The 18,861-nt window shown below is 76.2% G+C and carries 24 protein-coding genes; 13 read left to right on the top strand and 11 right to left on the bottom strand.

Annotation, left to right across the window (positions count from 1 at the left end):
* Positions 1 to 119: 119 nt before the first annotated feature.
* Positions 120 to 875 (bottom strand): alpha/beta fold hydrolase, encoded by a 756-nt coding sequence (locus IE99_RS0112530; RefSeq protein ID WP_030168644.1) that lies wholly within the window; start codon positions 873 to 875, stop codon positions 120 to 122.
* Between the two features lie 80 nt (positions 876 to 955).
* Here IE99_RS0112530 and IE99_RS0112535 point away from each other — a divergent pair, with 80 nt between their 5' ends.
* Positions 956 to 1,939 carry a helix-turn-helix transcriptional regulator gene (locus tag IE99_RS0112535; RefSeq protein ID WP_245623175.1) on the top strand — a complete coding sequence of 328 codons (984 nt, stop codon included), beginning with the start codon at positions 956 to 958 and terminating at the stop codon, positions 1,937 to 1,939.
* Positions 1,940 to 1,960: 21 nt separating this feature from the next.
* Here IE99_RS0112535 and IE99_RS0112540 read toward each other — a convergent pair whose 3' ends face one another.
* The 6 genes from IE99_RS0112540 to IE99_RS0112565 all read right to left on the bottom strand — a co-directional run bounded on the left by IE99_RS0112540 (position 1,961) and on the right by IE99_RS0112565 (position 7,654).
* Positions 1,961 to 2,533, bottom strand: a complete 573-nt coding sequence (locus IE99_RS0112540; protein WP_030168650.1) for a GNAT family N-acetyltransferase — start codon at positions 2,531 to 2,533, stop codon at positions 1,961 to 1,963.
* Positions 2,534 to 2,646: 113 nt separating this feature from the next.
* Complete coding sequence (locus IE99_RS0112545) at positions 2,647 to 3,750, bottom strand: YihY/virulence factor BrkB family protein (RefSeq protein WP_084219459.1); 1,104 nt, start codon at positions 3,748 to 3,750, stop codon at positions 2,647 to 2,649.
* Between the two features lie 16 nt (positions 3,751 to 3,766).
* Complete coding sequence (locus tag IE99_RS29080; RefSeq protein ID WP_037559231.1) at positions 3,767 to 4,177, bottom strand: DUF3618 domain-containing protein; 411 nt, start codon at positions 4,175 to 4,177, stop codon at positions 3,767 to 3,769.
* On the bottom strand, positions 4,174 to 4,701 hold the full coding sequence (locus IE99_RS0112555; RefSeq protein ID WP_084219460.1) for a phage holin family protein: 528 nt from the start codon (positions 4,699 to 4,701) through the stop codon (positions 4,174 to 4,176). Before IE99_RS0112555 ends, IE99_RS29080 begins: the two co-directional genes overlap by 4 nt.
* 101 nt (positions 4,702 to 4,802) lie before the next feature.
* Positions 4,803 to 5,468, bottom strand: a complete 666-nt coding sequence (locus IE99_RS0112560) for a response regulator transcription factor (RefSeq protein ID WP_030168665.1) — start codon at positions 5,466 to 5,468, stop codon at positions 4,803 to 4,805.
* A complete protein-coding gene (locus IE99_RS0112565; RefSeq protein WP_051712443.1) occupies positions 5,465 to 7,654 on the bottom strand; it encodes a sensor histidine kinase in 2,190 nt (729 codons plus the stop codon). Before IE99_RS0112565 ends, IE99_RS0112560 begins: the two co-directional genes overlap by 4 nt.
* 202 nt (positions 7,655 to 7,856) lie before the next feature.
* On the opposite strand from IE99_RS0112565, the gene IE99_RS30235 reads away from it, so the two are divergent.
* Positions 7,857 to 8,471 (top strand): hypothetical protein, encoded by a 615-nt coding sequence (locus IE99_RS30235; protein WP_030168671.1) that lies wholly within the window; start codon positions 7,857 to 7,859, stop codon positions 8,469 to 8,471.
* A 44-nt stretch (positions 8,472 to 8,515) separates the two neighbouring features.
* On the opposite strand, the gene IE99_RS0112575 is transcribed toward IE99_RS30235, so the two are convergent.
* From IE99_RS0112575 to IE99_RS0112585, 3 genes are all read right to left on the bottom strand, one after another.
* Positions 8,516 to 9,280: an SDR family oxidoreductase gene (locus IE99_RS0112575; protein WP_030168674.1), complete on the bottom strand. Its 765-nt coding sequence runs from the start codon at positions 9,278 to 9,280 to the stop codon at positions 8,516 to 8,518.
* A 118-nt stretch (positions 9,281 to 9,398) separates the two neighbouring features.
* Positions 9,399 to 9,674, bottom strand: coding sequence for a hypothetical protein (locus tag IE99_RS0112580; protein WP_157610233.1), 276 nt, complete (start codon positions 9,672 to 9,674; stop codon positions 9,399 to 9,401).
* A gap of 406 nt (positions 9,675 to 10,080) precedes the next feature.
* Positions 10,081 to 11,340: a coiled-coil domain-containing protein gene (locus IE99_RS0112585; protein ID WP_051712431.1), complete on the bottom strand. Its 1,260-nt coding sequence runs from the start codon at positions 11,338 to 11,340 to the stop codon at positions 10,081 to 10,083.
* A gap of 233 nt (positions 11,341 to 11,573) precedes the next feature.
* Between IE99_RS0112585 and IE99_RS0112590 the strand changes: the two genes are divergently transcribed.
* Both IE99_RS0112590 and IE99_RS0112595 read left to right on the top strand, forming a co-directional pair.
* Positions 11,574 to 12,611 carry a tyrosine-type recombinase/integrase gene (locus tag IE99_RS0112590; protein ID WP_030168683.1) on the top strand — a complete coding sequence of 346 codons (1,038 nt, stop codon included), beginning with the start codon at positions 11,574 to 11,576 and terminating at the stop codon, positions 12,609 to 12,611.
* A 66-nt stretch (positions 12,612 to 12,677) separates the two neighbouring features.
* Positions 12,678 to 13,298 carry a GNAT family N-acetyltransferase gene (locus IE99_RS0112595; protein WP_037559233.1) on the top strand — a complete coding sequence of 207 codons (621 nt, stop codon included), beginning with the start codon at positions 12,678 to 12,680 and terminating at the stop codon, positions 13,296 to 13,298.
* Here IE99_RS0112595 and IE99_RS0112600 read toward each other — a convergent pair.
* The gene (locus IE99_RS0112600; RefSeq protein ID WP_030168688.1) at positions 13,238 to 14,368 is read right to left on the bottom strand and encodes a glycoside hydrolase family 183 protein; all 1,131 of its coding nucleotides are present in this window, start codon (positions 14,366 to 14,368) and stop codon (positions 13,238 to 13,240) included. The genes IE99_RS0112595 and IE99_RS0112600 overlap by 61 nt on opposite strands.
* Before the next feature lie 257 nt (positions 14,369 to 14,625).
* Here IE99_RS0112600 and IE99_RS0112605 point away from each other — a divergent pair, with 257 nt between their 5' ends.
* The 9 genes from IE99_RS0112605 to IE99_RS33020 all read left to right on the top strand — a co-directional run bounded on the left by IE99_RS0112605 (position 14,626) and on the right by IE99_RS33020 (position 18,767).
* The gene (locus IE99_RS0112605) at positions 14,626 to 14,898 is read left to right on the top strand and encodes a hypothetical protein (protein ID WP_030168691.1); all 273 of its coding nucleotides are present in this window, start codon (positions 14,626 to 14,628) and stop codon (positions 14,896 to 14,898) included.
* Positions 14,899 to 15,091: 193 nt separating this feature from the next.
* Positions 15,092 to 15,430, top strand: a complete 339-nt coding sequence (gvpJ, locus tag IE99_RS0112610; protein ID WP_425423821.1) for a gas vesicle protein GvpJ — start codon at positions 15,092 to 15,094, stop codon at positions 15,428 to 15,430.
* Positions 15,427 to 16,215: a GvpL/GvpF family gas vesicle protein gene (locus tag IE99_RS0112615; protein WP_030168695.1), complete on the top strand. Its 789-nt coding sequence runs from the start codon at positions 15,427 to 15,429 to the stop codon at positions 16,213 to 16,215. Before gvpJ ends, IE99_RS0112615 begins: the two co-directional genes overlap by 4 nt.
* Position 16,216: 1 nt before the next feature.
* Entirely contained in the window at positions 16,217 to 16,456 is a 240-nt protein-coding gene (locus IE99_RS0112620) for a gas vesicle protein GvpG (protein ID WP_030168698.1), read from the top strand.
* An 11-nt stretch (positions 16,457 to 16,467) separates the two neighbouring features.
* Complete coding sequence (gene gvpO / locus IE99_RS0112625) at positions 16,468 to 16,725, top strand: gas vesicle protein GvpO (RefSeq protein WP_157610235.1); 258 nt, start codon at positions 16,468 to 16,470, stop codon at positions 16,723 to 16,725.
* Between the two features lie 42 nt (positions 16,726 to 16,767).
* The gene (locus IE99_RS0112630) at positions 16,768 to 17,151 is read left to right on the top strand and encodes a gas vesicle protein (RefSeq protein ID WP_030168704.1); all 384 of its coding nucleotides are present in this window, start codon (positions 16,768 to 16,770) and stop codon (positions 17,149 to 17,151) included.
* Positions 17,148 to 17,999 (top strand): GvpL/GvpF family gas vesicle protein, encoded by an 852-nt coding sequence (locus tag IE99_RS0112635; protein WP_030168707.1) that lies wholly within the window; start codon positions 17,148 to 17,150, stop codon positions 17,997 to 17,999. The genes IE99_RS0112630 and IE99_RS0112635 overlap by 4 nt, the downstream gene beginning before the upstream one ends.
* Positions 18,000 to 18,051: 52 nt before the next feature.
* The gene (locus tag IE99_RS0112640; RefSeq protein ID WP_030168709.1) at positions 18,052 to 18,255 is read left to right on the top strand and encodes a gas vesicle protein; all 204 of its coding nucleotides are present in this window, start codon (positions 18,052 to 18,054) and stop codon (positions 18,253 to 18,255) included.
* Complete coding sequence (locus tag IE99_RS33020; RefSeq protein ID WP_084219462.1) at positions 18,252 to 18,767, top strand: gas vesicle protein K; 516 nt, start codon at positions 18,252 to 18,254, stop codon at positions 18,765 to 18,767. The genes IE99_RS0112640 and IE99_RS33020 overlap by 4 nt, the downstream gene beginning before the upstream one ends.
* Positions 18,768 to 18,861: the final 94 nt, after the last annotated feature.

An 18,861-nucleotide genomic window follows, 5' to 3' on the forward strand; every position in this document is an offset into this window, starting at 1 on the left:
GTTCCCCGCCCCGGTGATCTACCGACCGGGTTGATAAAGAAACGCGGCGTGGTTATTGGGATGTGAGTCATCCGCGGAGTCGCGTGATCACGCAGCGGCACGGGCGGGGCGGGCGGGGGTCATCCGGCGAGGCCGGCGAGGATCGCGGCGAGGTCGGCGGGGCGGGAGAACATCGGCCAGTGCCCGGTCGGCAGCTCCCGGTAGGTCCAGTCCGGCCCCGCCATCCCCTTGAACACCGGGTGGCTCGCCTCCGCCATCTCCAGCACCGCCGCCAGCGGGATCGTGCTGCACACGAGCGCGCGCGGCACGTCCGGCGCGGGGTCGGGGCGCTTCACCGGCTGCGTCACCGTCCCCACGGGCTGCGGCGTGCCGCGCTCGCGCATCTCCGCCAGCCGCCGCCCGGGGATCCCCGCGAGCATCTCCGGGTCGGCGGCCGGGTCGAACGGCGGGACGGGGATCAGCCATCCGCCGCCGTCCCGCTCGACCTGCTCCAGCAGCTCCGCGCGCTCCTCGGGGGAGCGGAACTCGATCGCCGCCATCCCCGACGGCATGGGGCCGCTGTCGACGTAGACGACCCGCGCGACCCGGCCGGGGACGCGGTCGGCGGCGCCGGTGACCGCCATGTTCGCGCCGCTGTGCCCCACCAGCACGACCCGGTCCACGCCGCCGGCGGACACCGCGTCCTCGATCGCGGCGACGACGTCGGCGATGTGGGTGTCGGCGTCCACGTCCGGGGACGCCTCACCCGCCCGCTCCGCCATGCCCGTGAGCGTCACCGCGTGCGCGCCGTGCCCGGCCGCCGCCAGGTGCGCCGCGACCTCCTCCCACGCCCAGCCGCCCAGCCAGTGCCCCGGAACCAGAACGAACATCGCCATCGTGCGTCTCCCTCTTTCGGATGTGACACCACCGTAGAATCGATACCGGACAGGACCCGCCCGGATTAAGTGAGTGACCCGTGTCACATCCCGAGCACCCCACGACCCGCGTCCTCGCGATGCTGGAACTGCTGCAGGCCCACCCCCGCATCCGCGGCGCCGACCTCGCCGCCCGCCTCGGCGTCGACGAGCGCACCGTCCGCCGCTACGCCGCCCGCCTCGGCGACCTCGGCGTCCCCGTCGTCGCCGACCGCGGCCGCCACGGCGGCTACCGCCTCATGCCCGGCTACCGGCTCCCGCCCCTCATGCTCACCGACGACGAGGCCACCGCCGTCGTCCTCGGCCTCCTCGCCGGACGCCGCCTCGGCCTGCCCGGCCAGGCCACCGAGAGCGCCCTCGCCAAGGTCCAGCGCGTCCTGCCCGCCGCGCTCCGCGACCGCGTCCAGGCCCTGCGCGGCACCCTCGGGTTCACCCTCGCCGCCCGCGCCCCCGCCGCCCCCGACACCGGCGCGCTCCTCACCCTCGCCGACGCCGCCCACCGCCGGCGCCGCGTCCGGATCGGCTACCGCTCCCACGCCGGCGCCACCGGCGAACGCGACCTCGACCCCTACGGGCTGGTGTTCCACTCAGGCCGCTGGTACGTCACCGGCCACGACCACCGCAGCGGCGAGACCCGCACCTTCCGCGTCGACCGCGTCACCGGCGCCGCCCTCGTCCCCGGCACCGGCCCCGCGTTCGAGGTGCCCGCCGGCGCCGACCCCGTCGCGCAGGTGACCCGCGGCCTCGCCGCCGTCCGCTACGCCCACGAGGTCGACGTGCTCCTGGACACCACCCTCGACGAGGCGCGCCGCCGGATCCCGCCCACCGTCGCCGCCCTCGCCGCCGAGGCCGGGGGAGTGCGGATGACCACCCGCGCCGACAGCCTCGACGGCATGGCCCGCATGCTCGCCGGCCTCGGCTACCCGTTCACCGTCCACCGCCCCGACGCGCTCCGCGACCACGTCCGTGCCCTCGCCCGCACCCTCGAGCAGCAGGCCGCCCGCCGGCCCCCCGCCGCCCCCTGACCGCCCCGCGCCCCCGGCCGCTCAGTGCCGCCCGGCGGGCCCCGCCCGCCACTCGTCCTCCAGCATCGCGTACACGATCTCGTCGGTCCACTCGCCCTTGACCAGCTCGTTCTGCCGCAGATGCGCCTCCCGGCGCATCCCCAGCCGCTCCAGCACCCGCGCCGACGCCGCGTTCCGCCCGTCCAGCCGCCCCACCATCCGGTGCAGCCCCAGCCCCTCGAACCCCAGCCGCAGCACCACGCCCGCCGCCTCCGTCGCGAACCCCCGCCCATGGAACGCCGGATGCAGGACGTACCCGATCTCGCCCTGCCGGTGCGCACGGCTGCGGTACTGCAGGTTCACCTCGCCCACCAGCGCGCCCGTCTCCCGCCACACCACCGCCAGGACCAGCCAGTCGCCCTCCTTCTCCACCGCGGTCGCCGACATCTTCTGCCGCAGGAACGACCGCGACTCCGCCAGATCACGCGGCTCCCAGTACAGGTACCGCGCCACCTCCGGCAGCGACTGGTAGGCGTACAGGCCGTCCAGGTCGTCCTCCTGGAACGGCCGCAGCGTCAGCCGCCTGGTCTCGATCGGGTAAGGGGGCTTGAACACGCCTGGATCCTACGCACCGCCCCGCCGCCCCCGCACCCCGTGGATCCCCGGAGAACCGAAGGGGTCCCGCCCCGCGCCGCGCGCGGAAACGGGACCCCTTCGCCCTCGGGATGTCAGCGGCCGTGGCGGCCCCGCGTCCGGGCCCGCGACAGCGACACCGGACGCTCCTCCTCCGGCGCCGCCCCCTCCCGGTCACCCTCCCGCGACGTGTCGCGGGAGGGTGACCGGGAGCCCGGCTGGCCAGGGACCAGCCCGGCGGCGCGCTTGTCCTCCTCGTCGAACGCGCGGGTGTCGCGGAACTCCACGTACGGCTCCCGGTCCTCCGGCAGGCCCGCCGCGATCGCCCGGCCCCGCTCCAGCTCCGCGTTCACCTCGGCGCCCAGCAGGATCGCCAGGTTCGAGATCCACAGCCACACCAGGAACACGATCACACCGGCGAGGCTGCCGTAGGTCTTGTTGTAGCTGGAGAACCCCGAGACGTACAGCGCGAACAGCCCGGACGCCACCAGCCACACCACCAGCGCCAGGAACCCGCCGGGCGTCACCCACCGGAACCCCCGCTTGGCGTTCGGCGACGCCCAGTACAGCAGCGAGAACAGCAGGCTCACGATCACCAGCAGTACCGGCCACTTGGCGATGTTCCACGCCGTCACCGCCGCGCCGCCGAGCCCCAGCAGGTCACCGGCCTCCCGCGCCAGCGGCCCCGACACCACGACCATGACCGCCGACACCGACAGCAGCACCAGCGTCAGCAGCGTCACCCCCACCCGGATCGGCAGGGTCTTCCAGATCGGCCGGCCCTCCGGCACGTCGTACACGATGTTGGACGCCCGCATGAACGCCCCCACGTACCCCGACGCCGACCACAGCGCGCCCAGCAGACCGACGATGGCGACCAGCCCGGCGCCGCCGCCGCTGCGCTGCAGTTCCGTCAGCGCGCCCGTCAGCACCGACTTCACCGGGCCGGGCGCGAGCCCGCCCAGGTTGTCGATGAGGTTCCCGGTCACCTGCTGGCCCGCCAGGCCCAGCAGCGACACCATCACCAGGATCGCCGGGAAGATCGACAGGACGGCGTAATAGGTGAGAGCCGCCGCCCAGTCCGACAGGTTGTCGTGCTTGAACTCCCCGCGGGTCCGCTTCACCGCCCCCCACCAGGAGCCCTTCGGCAGGTCCTGCAGTTCCTCGGGACGTTCACCGTCCTTGCCGCGTTCGCTCATCGCCCGTCCCTCCCGGTCACGCGATCCGGCCGCGGCGGCGCAGCCGCACCGGCGCGCGCTGCGTCCGCGACGTCGTCACCCGCAGCCCCGGGCGGCGGTCCCGGCGGCGCTTCAGCAGCCACACGCCCAGCAGCGCCGCGCCGCCCAGCGCGGCGCCCGCCGCGGCGCCGCCCCGCCGCGCGCCCTCGGTCGACGCGCGGGACTGCGCCGCGTCCCTGGCGTTCAGCGCCATCGCCGACGCCGTGTCCTTCGCCGACACCGCGCGCTCCCGGGCCCGGGTCGCGGCCGCCGACGCCTTCTCCTTCGCCCTGCCCTTCACGTCCGCCTTCGCGGCGAGGGCCTCCACGGTCTCACCCAGGTCGTGGCGGACCCGGTCGACCTCCTGCCGCAGCTCGTCGGTCTGCGGCTCGGCTCCGTTCCTGCTCATCGGTGCGCCTTCTCCTTGAGGTCGGCGACGGTCTCACGCGCCTCGTCCAGTGCCTGCTCGGGCTTGGGCGGGGCGGCCTTCTTGGTCTCCGCGCGGCCCAGCATCGCCAGGACCCCGGCGGCGGCCATCAGCACGGCGCCGACGATGAGCGCGGACGCCCACACCGGCAGCACCAGCGCCAGCGCGGCCACCACCGCGGCCAGCAGCACCCCCGCCCCGTACATCGCGACCAGGCCCGCGCCGCCGAACATCGCGGCGCCCTGCCCGGCGTGCCTGCCCTTGTCCTTCAGCTCGGCGGCCGCCAGCCGCAGCTCCGCGCGCAGCAGCTCCGAGACCTGCTGCGACGCCTGCCGCACCAGCTCCCCGGTGCCCTGCTCGTCCCGGTGCTCACCGCCCCGTTCGTCCTGCTGCGCGCCGGGCAGCCCGTCCCGCTGCGCGGGCACCTGATCGGGCTCCCGCACGTCCTGCCGGGACACACCCGCGGTGCTGGTCCTGCCCTCGCGCGCCGACTCCGCGATACCCATGGCCCCCTCCGCTGTTCGTCCGTCGAGCCTGGATAGGCAGTTCCCCCAGGTCGGAACGTAAACACGGCGGGCGCCCCGGGAACGGGCGCGCGGCCGGAGGGTCAGCGGCCCAGGCCGGCGTCCCTGGCCCGGACGATCGCCTCCGCGCGGTCGGCGACCTGCAGCTTCGCGAACACCGCCGACACGTTGTTGCGGACGGTCTTGGGCGACAGCCCCAGCCGCTCGGCGATCGCCGGGTTCGCCAGCCCCACCGCGATCAGCTCCAGCACGTCCCGCTCCCGCGCCGTCAGCTGCGGGAACGGATCACCCGCCGGGCGCGCCGCCGCGATCCGCGCGAAGTACTCCGCGACCCGCCCCGCCAGCACCGGCCCGAAGATCACCTCACCGGCCGCGACCGCCAGGACCGCCCGCAGGATCTCCGCCCGGTCGGCGCCCTTCACCAGGTAGCCGCGCGCGCCCGCCAGCATCGCCGCGAACACGCTCTCGTCGTCCTCGTGCATCGTCAGGACCAGGACGCCCGCGCCTGGCCGCGCCGCCAGGATCCGGCGGGTCGCCTCCACCCCGCCCAGCCGCGGCATCCGCAGGTCCATCACGACCACGTCCGGGCGCAGCCGCGCCGCCATCTCCACCGCCGTCAGCCCGTCCGGCGCGGTCCCGGCGACCTCCACCTCGTCCGCCGAGCCCAGCAGCAGCCGCAGCCCGTCCCGGTAGACGGGGTGGTCGTCGGCCAGCAGCAGCCGCGGCCTCCCCGCGCCGCCCGCGGTCATGACGCCGCCCCCGCGAACGCCACCGGCCCCTCCCGGGACGCGCCGGGCCTCGGACGGGACGGCAGCAGCGCGTGGACGCGGGTGCCGCCCCCCGCCCGCGCCGTCACCGTGCACCGCCCCCCGAGCTCCTCGGCCCGCTCCCGCATCCCCACCAGCCCGACGCCCGCCGCCGTGCCCGCCGCGATCCCCGCGCCGTCATCGGTCACCTCCACCTCCAGTGCCCCCTCCGCGATGGCGAGGGACACCGTGCACGACGACGCCCCCGCGTGCCGCGACACGTTCGCCAGCGCCTCGCCCACGATCCGGTACGCCGCCTCCTCCACCGCCGCCGGGAGCACCGCCAGATCGCCGCGGCACCGCAGCCGCACCCGCAGCGAGCGGCCCTGGAACCGCTCCGCGAGCTGCTCCACCGCCCCCGCCAGCCCGAACTGGTCCAGCGACGGCGGCCGCAGATCGTGCACCAGCCGCCGCACGTCCGCCAGCACCGCCGACAGGTCCGACCGCACCCGCTCCAGCGCCGCGTCCGCCGCCGCCGGGTCCCGCGCCGCCAGATGCCGCGCCGCCTCGATCATCAGCGCCGCCGCCGCCAGCGACGGCCCCAGCCCGTCGTGCAGGTCCCGGCGCAGCCGCCGCCGCTCCTCCGCGATCCCCGTCACCAGCATCTCCCGGCTGCGCTGCAGCTCCTGCGTCAGCGCCGTCGCCCGCGCCGCCGCGGCCGCCTGCCGCACCACGTCCGCCAGCAGCCGCTGGTCCGCCGCCGGGAGCCGCGCCCCCGTCCGCGGCACCAGCGCCAGCCGCCCGATCGCCGCCCCCCGGTACCCGAACGGCAGCACCACCGTGCCCGACGGGGAAGGCACCGTGCCCGACGGAGAAGGCGCCGTGCCCGACGGAGGGGGCGCGGCTTCGGGGGGCGGCGAGCCGTGCTCCACCACCGTGGCCGTGCCGTCCGGGCGGTCCAGCTCCACCCGCACGTACGGGGACCGGAACGCCTCCGCGACCACCCCCGCCACCTCCAGCAGCAACTCGTCCGGCCCCACCGACTCCTCCAGCCGCCGCGCCAGCGCCGACACCACGTCGTAGGGTTCCGCGCGCCCCGTCAGGACGCGGTTCACCCACCGCTGCAGCCGCACCCGCAGCGGCGCGTACAGCACCGCGACGACACCGGCGCCCGTCACCGCCGCGACCGGCTCGTCCAGGACGGCCCCCACCCCCACGAACACCGCCACGTCGATCCCGACGACCACCGCCGCCAGGCCCCCGTACAGCAGCGTCCACCCCAGCAGCAGGTCCACGTCGTACAGCCGGTACCGGGCGACCGCGATCAGGACGGCGGCCGCGACGGCCGTGTGCATCAGGACCAGCGCGATGTCCCCCGCCCACCAGAACCACGCGTCCGGCAGCACCGCCCCGAGCACGGTCGTCGCCGCGACCAGCGCGACGTTGGCGAGCAGCGCCAGCAGCATCCACCGCAGCTGCGCCCGCCGCTCCGGCCCCGACCGGCGGAACCGGACGCCGAACGACGCCGCGCCCACCGCGAACGCGCCGAGGAACCCGACCCAGAACACCACCGACGTCGCCGGCCACACCCCGTCGGGCAGCGGCGGCGTGACCGGGTCCAGGGGGATCCCCGCCAGGCCCTCCGCGAGCGGCTCACCCTGGGAGAACACCCGCCACGGCACCATCAGCAGCCCCACGACGCCGAGCGCCTGCGCGGTGACCGCCGCGGCCGCCGGCCACCGCCACCGCCGCGACGGCAGCCGCCCGTCGGGGAAGAACATCAGCGTCACCGGCACGATCATGTTCAGCATCGGGCCGAACCGGGCGCCCGCGAACACCGCCGCCGCCGTCCCCGGCAGGTCCCCGCCGTGCTCCAGCACCGACCACGACGCGTACGCCGCCGCGACGCCGTCCACGACCCCGGCGGTCCCGCCCGCCAGCATCAGCCACGTCAGCGGATGCCGCGGCAGCCGCGTCGCCAGCACCCCGCCCGCGGCCGCGACCGCCAGCCCCGACAGCGACGACCCCCAGTGCGGCCAGTGCAGCGGGTCCGGGGGACGGCCCGCGCCCGACAGCAGCACGTCCAGCCAGATCGTCGCCGCCGTCGCCGCCGCGCACCACACGGCCAGCGCGATCGCGGCGTGCCGCCAGAGCCGCTCGGCCCGGGACGGCGGAGAGGCGCTCGTCACGCGCACCAGCATGCCGCCGCGGGCGTCCCGGCCGCCTGGGAGCGGCGTCCCTGCCCGCCGGGACACCCGTCACCACCGGAACCGGGCATCCGGCCGGGGCGCCCCGGCCGCCGGTGTCACTGGCCGCCCGGGACATCGGGGACCGACCGTGACGGGCGACGGCGCCACCGACCGCAGCGCCCCGTATCCGGAAGGAACCCCCATGACCGTCCACACCGAACCCGCCGCCCCGCCGGCCGCGGCCCGCACCGTCCCGGCCGCGCGGACCCGGATCACCGGCGCCGCCCTCGCCGTCGGCACCAGCGCCTGGATCGCCGGGCTCACCACCGCGGGGAAGGACTTCGAGGACGGCAAGGTCGTCCCCCTCGAGATCTGGGCCGGCATGGTGTTCCTGTTCGGGCTGTTCCCCTTCGTCGCGCTGCTGCGCGCCACCGGCGCCGCCGGGCCCCGCAAGGGCCGCGTCCTGTGCGCCGTCGAGATGGCCCTGCTGGTCCCCGCGATGGTCTGGTGCCCGCTCGCCGTCGCCGCCGGCGACGGCGAGGAGCCCGCCTGGATGATCCCGTTCGACCTGTGCTGGCCGCTGTCGATGGCCTTGATGCTCGCCGTCGGGATCTGCGTCGCCGTCACCGGCCGGTTCCGCGGCCCGCTGCGCTGGCTGCCGCTGCTGTGCGGGCTGTGGCTGCCCGTCGCCGGCGCCGGGCAGGGCATGCTGGAGGGCGCCGCCGGCACCGTCCCCGGCGCGGCGTGGCTCGGCCTCACCTACGGTCTGACCGGCCTGCTGCTGGCCGCCGCGCCGCGCCTCACCGACCCCGCGTGACCTCCGCCGCGCACCCGCCCCCGGGCTCTTCGCGGGGGCGGGTGTCAGCCGCGCCCGATGAACGACGGCATCGCCGTGGCCAGGACCGTCAGGAACGGCACGTTCGCCTCCGGCGGCAGGCCCGCCATGTAGGCGACGGCGTCGGCGACGTGCCGGACGTCCATCACCGGCTCCGCCTTCACCGACCCGTCGGCCTGCAGGGTCCCGGTCGTGAACGCCCCCGTCATGTCGGTCGCGGCGTTGCCCACGTCGATCTGCCCGCACGCGATCCCGTACGCGCGGCCCTCCAGCGCCAGGGACTTCGTCAGGCCCGTCAAAGCGTGCTTGCTCGCGGTGTACGCGGCGGTCCGGGGGCGGGGGGTGTGCGCCGACAGCGACCCGTTGTTGATGATCCGGCCGCCCCGCGGGTCCTGCGCCCTCATCGTCCGGAACGCCTCCCGCGCGCACAGGAACGCGCCGGTCAGGTTGGTGTCCAGGACGCTGCGCCACTCGTCCACGCCGAGGTCCTCCACCGGCGTCGGCGTCCCGAACACCCCGGCGTTGTTGACCAGCAGGTCCACCCGCCCGTACGCGTCCCGGGCCGCGCCGAACAGCGCCGCGACCGAATCCGGGTCGGTGACGTCGGCGGGGACCGCCAGGGCCGCGCCCGCCCGGTCCCCGGCGCGGGCGGCGGTGTCCCGCAGGGCCCCCTCGCGGCGGCCCGCGAGCACGACCCGCCAGCCCCGCTCCAGCAGCGCGACGGCCACGGCGGCGCCGATGCCCGACCCGGCGCCCGTCACCACCGCGACCCCGCCCGCGCTCTCCGCCACCCCGGACCTCCCTCTCCTGAGCCCCTTCGCCGGGGCATGACACGGACGGCCGCCCACCCCGCGGGTGAACGGCCGTCCGGGACCCTACCGCCGCCGCCCTGCCGGCGGCGGCGCAGGGTCACCCGACGTGCATCGGGTCGCGGATGTCACCGAGCCGGTGCTCGGACTGCGCGTCGGATCTGCTGCGCGACCCCCACTGCTCCTCCAGCCGCATCGCGGTGCCGAGCGCGAAGAACGTCGGCGCCCACTGGCCGATGAAGATCCCCCAGCGGTCCGCGCGGCCGATGTCGTTGGCCTCGTAGCGCAGGGAGGCGCCCCACGTCGCGATCGACATTCCGATCGACCCGAAGCCCATCGTGTACAGGAGCTTCGACGACAGTCCCATCTTGCGCATCATGTTGAGCATGTGCCCACTTCCCGGTGGTATCGGTTGCCTTGCCACCGGGCACCGTTCCCGCGTCCCGGGCGGGTAGCGCAAAGCGGCGGCCAAGGAACCACCAGATGCCGCCCTGCCGGCCTCAATCGCGCGGGGCGCACCTGCTGCGCATCGCCCTGCGCATCGTCGCCGACCCGGGGTGGCGGGCACCATCCCCGGGTGCGCGGCGAGCGCCCCGGCCCGCTCGTCGGGGACGGATCCTCCCCGCGTGCGGGGGGCACCTCCCGGGGCGCCGGAACGGTGACGTGGCAGGCGGGGCCGTCCCGCGCGGGCCTGCTCGGCGCGCTGATGACGTCGACGTCCTCCGGCATCGTCGCCCGGTCGCGATGTCCCCGGTGGGCGGACGCGGGCGTGATCGCGGATGTCAGCTCGTGGTGGGGGAGTGGCCTCGTCCCGTGATCTCGGCGGCGACGGCCCGCTCGCGCTGGGCGTCCGCCTCCGCGCGGGCGGTGTCGCGCTCGCGGGCGAGGCCGGCGGCGCGGGCCTGCTCGGCGCGCAACTCCAGCCGCGCCTCCGCGAGTTCGCCCCGCAGCGCCTCCACCCGCTCCAGTGCCTCCTCCAGCCGGGCGCGTGCCTCTGCGGCCGAACGCTGCGCGTCCTCCCTCTGGGCGCGGGCGTCGTGCTCGGCCCGCTCCAGGGCGCGCCGTGCCTCCTCGGTGTCGGCGCGGGCGGCGTCCGCTGCGCGCGAGGCATCCCGGGCGTCCTGGCGGGCGCGTTCGGTCTCGGCGCGCAGGGCGTCGCGGGCGGCGACCGCCTCCGCCCGGGCGGCGTCGGCGTCCCGCCGCTGCCGCTCCGCGCGGTCGCGGGCCTCGCCGGCGGCGTCCGCGCGGGCCTGCGCGGCGGCCAGGTCCGCCTCCGCGCGGGACCGGGCCTGCTGCGCGGAGGAGGCGTCGCCGCGGGCGGTGTCGCGCTCGCGGGCGAGGCCGGCGGCGCGGGCCTGCTCGGCGCGCAACTCCAGCCGCGCCCCGGCGAGTTCCTCGCCCAGCGCCGCCACCTGCGCGTCCGCGGCGGCGCGGGCCTCCGCGGCGGCGCGCTGCGCGTCCTCTGCGCGGGCCTGGGCGGCCTGCGCGTCGCGGCGGGCCTCCTCGGCCTCGGCGCGGGCGGCGTCGACGGCGCGGCCCGCCTCCTCCCGGACGCCCTGGACGGCGGCCCGCGCCTCCTCCCGGGCGGTGTCACGCTCGCGTTCCGCGTGCTCGGCGCGTTCCCGCTGCCGCCCGGCGTCGGCCTCGGCCCGCGCGGCCCGGCCGGCGGCGTCCTCGCGCCCGGCGAGCGCCGCGGCGACCGCCGCCTGCGCCTCGGCGCGGACCGCGCTGATCCGCGCCTCGACCCCGCGCGGGGACAGCTCGGCGTCCAGGGCCTGGGCGAGCGGCGCGACCGCCGCGGCCAGCCCCTGCTCCATGCGCTCGTAGAGGTCCTCGGCGCGCGCCAGCGCGCCCTCCAGCCCCGGGGCGGCGCGGCGCAGGTCCCGGTCGCGTTTCGCGCGGGCCTGGCAGTCCCCGTCGGGGCAGTACTCGCGGGGACGTCCCCGTCCCTCCCGCTGCGGCACCGGCCGCCCGCACCGCCGGCACCCCCGCGCCCCGCCCGCGACGCCGAGCGCGCCGCCTTCCTCATCGATCTCCGTCACACCCCTCACCCTACATTTATCGAATATCTGTTTCCAGAAAATAATCGTGCCGGAAAATCGGGGCGGGCTGACTGACGACAATGTCCGTTCTCAGAAGTCAGCCCCGAGGGGCGAAACGCGCCAACGCCGGACGCGCAGCGGAGGCCGGGAGCCGGGCGGGGGCTCCGCGCCGGACGCGCCGTGGCCGTGCGGGGGTGCGGGGAGGGCGCGGTGGTGAGATCATCGGACGCGCGATGCCCACACCCGCGCAGCCCTCCGTCCCGCCGCCCGCCATGCCGGCGGTGCCCGCCGCGCCGCCGGCCGCCCGCCACCCGTTCCCCGTCTACATCGCGTCGCTGGAAAGCCCCCGGTCTCGGCGGGCGATGAGCGCGTGCCTGCACCGCCTCGCCGCGCTGCTGCACACCGCCGCGGGACGCGACCCCGGCCCGTCCCCGGCCGAGACGTTCCCGTGGGCGCTGCTGCGAGCCGAGCACACCGCCGCCGCGCGCACCCTGATCGCCGCGCAGACCCTGGCCGGCCCCGGCGGGGAGGAACGCCCCTGGTCGCCGTCCTACCGGAACCTGCACCTGTCGGCCCTGCGGGGCGTGCTGCAGGCGGCGTGGCGGCTCGGGGAGATGACCACCGACGACTACCACCGCGCCAAGGCGGTCCGGAACTTCCGGGGCACGCGGCTGCCGGCGGGCCGCAGCGTCCACGCCGCCGAGTTCACCGCGCTGCTGCGGGCCTGCGCGGCCGACCGGTCCCCGGCCGGGGTCCGCGACGCGGCGCTGCTCGCCGTCCTCTACACCACCGGCGCGCGCCGCTCGGAGATCGCGGGCCTGCGCCGCGAGGACTACGACCCGGGGGAGCGGTCGCTGCGCATCATCGGGAAGGGCGACAAGGAACGCGTCGAGTACGTCCACGAGGGCGCCGCGGCGCTGCTGGGGGCGTGGCTGGCGGCCGACGAGCGGGCGTCCGGGCCGATGTTCACCCCCGTGCACCGGACGGGCGCGATCCAGCGGCGCCCCATGACGGACGCGGCCGTCCGCAACGCCGTGGTGAAACGCCGCAAGGAGGCGGGGCTGCCGCCGCTGACACCGCACGACTTCCGCCGCACGTTCATCGGCGACCTCCTCGACCAGGGCGTCGACCTGGCGACCGTCCAGCAGCTCGTCGGGCACGCCTCACCCGCGACCACCGCCCGCTACGACCGCCGCCCCGGACGGCGGCGCCGCGGCGCCGTCGACCGCCTCCCCTTCCCCGACCCCCGGGACGTCCGCCCCGCCCCCTGACGGAATCACCCCCGCACAGGCGGTTTCCTAGGATGGGGAGGACCGCAGGCAGGGGAGGGGACCACCATGACGGCCGACACCGCGGGCGCGCCGCGCACGCAGCGGCTGCTGCTGCGCCAGTGGCGGGACACCGACCGGGAACCGTTCGCCGCGATGAACGCCGACCCGCACGTCATGGAGCACTTCCCCGCCCCGCTGTCACGGACCGACAGCGACGCCCTCGCCGACCGCGCCGCCGCCGCGATCGAACGGGACGGCTGGGGCCTGTGGGCCCTGGAGATCATCGAGACCGGTGCGTTCATCGGGTTCACCGGCCTGAACGTCCCCGCCTACGACGCCCCGTTCATGCCCGCCACCGAGATCGGATGGCGGCTCGCCCGAACCGCCTGGGGCCACGGCTACGCGACGGAGGCGGCACGGGCCGCGCTCGCGTACGCCTTCGGGGAACTCGCGCTCGAGGAGGTCGTGTCGTTCACCACGACCGGCAACCACCGCTCCCGCGCCGTCATGGAACGCATCGGCATGACCCGCGACCCCCGCGACGACTTCGACCACCCCCTGCTGCCCGAGGGCCATCCGCTGCGCCGCCACGTCCTGTACCGCATCACGGCGACCCCCTCGAACCGTCAGCCGGGCTCCCGCCAGGGGACCGCGCGCACCGTGACGTGGTCGTCGCCCGGGTCGTAGTACGACAGCAGCAGCGCCTCCCGCGTGCTGAGCTCGGGATGCCCGAACAGCGCGCGGCACTGGTCGTGCCCCGTCCCGTCCGCGCACGGCACCCGCCCCTCCCCGAAGCGCCGCCACGGCCCCTCCGGCGACCGCGCCCGCCACAGCCGGTACCGGCCGCCCAGCCCGGCCTGCTCCACCATCACCAGCCCCTGCCCGGACGCGCCGAAGTCCGCGACGTGCACCGCCAGCGGCAGCGCACCCGGCACCACCGCCACCGCCCCGAACGCGTCCCGCGACCAGCCCGACCCCGTCCGGTACATGTACGCGCCCGGGTCCCGCCAGGACGCCGGATCCGCGCGGACCCGCGCCAGCATCACCCGCCCCGCGCCGCACCCGCCGAGGGCGGGAGAGTCGCACACCGCCGCGAACAGGTACAGGTACCCGCCGGCGAACACGGGCGACCCCAGGTTCTGCTGCGCCGGCAGCCCGGCCGGCGCGGTGAACAGCCGCGTCCGCCCCTCCACCACGCGGTCGCCCGGCCGGTACTCCACCACCCCGAACCCCTGCGTCGCGATCGTGTCGCGCCGCACGCACACATCCGTGTAGGTGATCAGCACCGCGTCCGACCCCGGCACCCGCGCCGCGCCCGACGCCCACGACGCGCTGTAGGCGGCGCCCGGCACACGGCAGGGCGCGCCGCCCGGCAGGACCAGCCCGTCCGGCGGCGCCAGCAGGCCCTGCGGCGGCCCGTCACGCGGCCCCGCCGGTCGTCCCGGCGCGGGCAGCTCGGTGAGGGCGTCGGGGACCCGGCCGGGCGCCGCCGCGCCCGCCGCCGCGGTCACCCCGAACACCATCCCCGGCCGCGTCCCCCTCCACACCGAGTCGCAGAACAGCCACAGGCTCCGCCGCGCGCCGCGATCGTCCCGGCCCGGCAGCGGCACCGAGTACCCGCAGTCCCGGTCGATCATGTTCCCGGGCGCCGCGAGCTCGTACCGCGACAGCACCCGCGCCGGCGGCGCCGCACCCGGCCCCGCCGCCCGCGGCGCGGTGACCAGGACGACGACGGCCGCGACGATCAGCGTGGCCACCGCGGCGGCCGCCGCGACCAGCGGGTCCAGTGTCGAGTTCCGGATGGTCGTCGGCCTCCTCGGATCGGCGGGGCCCCAGCCTCCCGCGCCGCACCCTCCCGGATCAACCCGCGGCCCCGGCAACCGGGCGGCGGACGCCGTTCCGGTCAGGACCGTTCCCCGCCGAACCCCGGTCCGGACCGGCCCGCGTGATTACACCGCGCCTCTCGAGGAACCCCCGATGAACAAAAGACCCCCCACCGGAAGGACATACCGAGATGACCACCCCCTCGACGCCCGGGAAGGGCGCGTCCGCCATCCGCGACGCCGCGGGCTCCGCCGCCGGCAACGCCAAGACCACCGCCCAGGACACCGCCGAAACGGCCGGCCGCACCGGCGCCCAGGCCGGCGGCCACGTCGTCGCGCTCCCCGGCCGCGTCGCCGGCCTGACCAAGCTACTGACCCTGCGGCGGCTCCTGCGCGCCGTCCCGATCGCCGCCGCCGCCGGCGCCGGCCTCGCCGTCGGACGCCTCACCGCCCGCAAACGCTGACCCAAGCCCCCGACGCGGCGCCCGGCCGGCACCCCCGGCCGGGCGCCGCACCACTTGGCACCGCCATGACCGAATCACGACGACCTGTTTAGAGAGATCAGAGCGGGTAGAAGCCCCGCCGAGAACACGCAGCCAGAACCCCCGCGGCGGAGGCGGCCGAAGCGGCAGCAGCCTCGCCGACGTCATCGACCTCATCCTCGAAAAGGGACTGGTCATCGACGTCTACGCCCGCGTCTCCCTCGTGGGCATCGAGATCCTCACCGTGGACGTCCGCATCGTCGTCGCCAGCGTCGACACCTACCTGCGGTTCGCCGAGGCCGTGAACCGCCTCGACATCGCCCACGACGGCACCTCCCAGGGCCTGCCGCAGTTCGTCAGCGGCATGCAGGAATCGGGCGCCAAGCAGAAGACCCGCGGCGCCCTCGAAGGCGCCGGCGAACGCCTCAAGGAGACGTTCGGATCCGGCGACGACGACGACAAGGAACGGCAGCCCGCGCGGCGCCGCTCCACCAAGAAGGAGGACGACGAATGACCACGCCGCAGCCCCCCGCGGCAGGCGACGGGGACCGCGCGCCCCAGTACGTGTACGGAGTCACCCGCGCGGACGCCGCACCCCCCGGCGACGACGTCACCGGCCTCGACGACAAGCCCGTGACGCTCGTCACCGACGGCGGCCGGGTCGCCGCCCTCGTCAGCGACCTGCCCACCGGCAGGCCCCTCGGCGAACGCGCCGACCTCGTCGCCCACCAGCGCGTCCTCACCGCGATGCTCGACGCCGGCACCGTCGTCGTCCCGTTCCGCTTCGGCGCGGCCCTCGCCGACCGCGACGCCGTCCGCACCGAACTCCTCGAAGCCAACACCGACCGCCTCGGCGACCTCCTCGACCGCCTCGACGGCCGCGTCGAGCTCCGCCTCAAGGCCACCTACGTCCAGGACACCGTCCTGCGCGAGATCATGCAGGACGAACCCGAGGTCGCCGCGCTCGCCACCCGGCTCCGCGAGGTCCCCGACGACGCCGCCGACGCCGTCTACTACGACCGCGTCCGCCTCGGCGAACTCATCGCCCAGGCGATGCAGCGCCGCCGCGAGGACGAGGCCCGCGCCCTGCTGGACGCCGCCGCGCCCGCCGCCGAGGCCGTCGTCGCCAAGGAACCCGCACGCGAAGAGGACGTCCTGGACGCCTCCTTCCTCGTCGACACCGCCCGCCGCACCGAGTTCGAACGGGCCGTCGACAAGCTCGCCGAGTCCTGCGCCGACCGCATCAAGATCCGGCTCGTCGGGCCCCTGCCGCCCTACGACTTCGTCCCCGAGGCCTGACATGGGGCTGTTCAGCGGGCTGGTCACGCTGCCCCTCGCCCCCGTCAAGGGCGTGGTGTGGCTCGCGGAGGTCCTCACCGAGCAGGCCGAGCAGCGGCTCTACGACCCCGGCCGGATCGCCGCAGAGATGCAGCAGATCGCCGACGAGGTCGCCGACGGGGAGATCACCGAGGAGGAGGCCGCCGCCCGCGAGGAGGAACTGATCGAACGCCTCCACGAGGGCCGCGCCCGCGGATGGTGAAGGGAGCGACCATGCTGTCCGCGGCCGAAGCCGCAAAACGCGCCGCCGATCACGTCAACGCGATGACCGGCCGCGCCGCCGAGTGCATCGTCGGCGTCGAACGCGCCGGCGACGACGGCTGGCGGATCTGCGTCGAGGTCGTGGAGACCCGCCGCATCCCCGACTCCGCCGACATCCTCGCGATCTACGACGCCGAGGTGGACGCCGACGGGGAACTGGTCTCCTACCGGCGCGTCCGCCGCTACCCGCGCGGCCACGTCGACCGCTAGCAGGCACGGGCCGCCACGAAAGGACGACAGGGATGGGAACCGATGAGTGAGATCTCGTGGGCGGGAGGCCGCTCGCCCGCGCAGCGGATGTCGGGGGAGCGCCAGTCGGCGAACCTCGCCGACCTCCTGGAGCGCATCCTCGACAAGGGCATCGTGATCGTCGGGGACATCCGGGTGAACCTCCTGGACATCGAGCTCCTCACGATCCGGCTGCGGCTGCTCGTCGCGTCCGTCGACCGGGCCCGCGAAATGGGCATCGACTGGTGGGAGCACGACCCGTCCCTGTCGTCCAAGGCCCGCCAGAAGGAGGTGCCCGCCGCCGAGGAGGACGCCTCCCTCGAGAGCATGCGCGAGGAGAACCGGCTCCTGCGCGAACGCCTCGCCGCCCTCGAAGCCGCCGCGTCAGGGAAGGAGAACGCCGAATGACCACCCCCGCGACCACCCCCGCGACCGGCCCCGCGACCGGCCCCGCCGGCGCCGTGTACCTGTACGGAGTCGCCCGCGACCTCACCCCCGGCACCCTCCCCGCCCTCAGCGGCGTCGGCGGCGCACCCGTCCGCACCCTCACCGCAGGCCGCCTCACCGCCCTCGTCAGCACCGTCCCCCTCGCCGAGTACGGGGAGGCCGCCCTCCGCGAGAACCTCGAGGACCTCGCCTGGCTCGAGGAGACCGCCCGCGCCCACCACGACGTCGTCGCCCGCGCCGCCGCCGCCGCGCCCACCGCGCCCGTCCGCATCGCGACCCTCTACCGCGACGACGCCCGCGTCACCGCCCTCCTCGGCAGCGAGGCCGCCGCGTTCGCCGCCGTTCTCGACCGGATCACCGGCCGCTCCGAATGGGGCGTCAAGGCCTACCTCCGCAAGGAGCCCGTCACCACCCGCGACCCCGGTGGGGGGCCTGCGCCGGACGCCGGGCCCCCCACCGGCCCCCCGCCCGCCGGGCAGGGCACCGCGTACCTGCGGCGCCGCCAGGACGAGCGCCGCCGCACCGACGAGGCCGCCCGCCGCCGCAGCCAGCGCGCCGCCGACCTGCACGCCGAACTCGCCGACCACGCCGTCGCGTCCCGCCACCACCCCCCGCAGGACCCCCGCCTGTCCGGACGCACCCAGACCCAGATCCTCAACGTCGCCTACCTCCTCGACGACGACCAGGCCGAAGGGTTCCTCGCCGTCACCCGCGCGATCGGCGACCGCGTCCCCGAACTCGAACTCGAGGTCACCGGCCCCTGGCCGCCCTACTCCTTCATCGACACCGCCGAGGCGGCCCGCGCATGACCCCCGCCGCCACCGGACACCGGGCGGACGGCCGCCGGGGGAGGGGAGCGGCATGAGCGCCGTCCTGGACTCCGGACGCGACGTCCCCCTCGAACGCGTCGCCCTCGTCGACCTCCTCGACCGGCTCCTCGCCGGCGGCGTCGTCATCGCCGGCGACCTCGTCATCTCCATCGCCGACGTCGACCTCGTCCAGGTATCGCTGCGCGCCCTCATCACCACCGTCCGCGACGACCTGTTCCCCGAGGAGACCCCATGACCGAACCCACCGAACCCCGGCACGCCCCCGTGACCGGCGACGCCGCCGTCCACGACGCCACCCCCGGCGACCCGTTCACCGACGCGATCCTCGCCGGCCGCACCGGCGGCGCCACCGGCCCCGTCCCCGTCCGGGCCGCCCCCGCCCGCAGACCCGAACCGGAACACCACCGCCGCGCCGACGACCGCGCCGACGACCGCGCCGACCACGAACGCCGCCTGCGGGACGCCTCCTCCCGCACCATGCAGCGGCTCCGCTCCGACCCCGAAACCGTCGAACGCGACCTGGTGAAACTCGTCCTCACCCTCGTCGAGCTCATCCGCCAGCTCATGGAACGCCAGGCCCTGCGCCGCGCCGAGGGCGGCACCCTCACCGACGAGCAGACCGAGCAGGTCGGCCTCGCCCTCATGCGCCTGGACGAGGCCATGACCCGCCTCAAGGACCACTTCGACCTCGACGACCACGACCTCAACCTCGACCTCGGCCCCCTCGGCCCCCTCCTGCCCGACTGAGGCGCCCCGGATCTTCCGGACAGGTCCCCAACTAGGGTTGGGGAGAACCGGAAGGGAAGGTCGTTGGCACGACAGAGGCGGCATTTCACCCAGG

This window comes from Spirillospora albida, from assembly GCF_000718255.1.
GTDB classification, from domain to species: Bacteria; Actinomycetota; Actinomycetes; order Streptosporangiales; family Streptosporangiaceae; genus Spirillospora; species Spirillospora albida.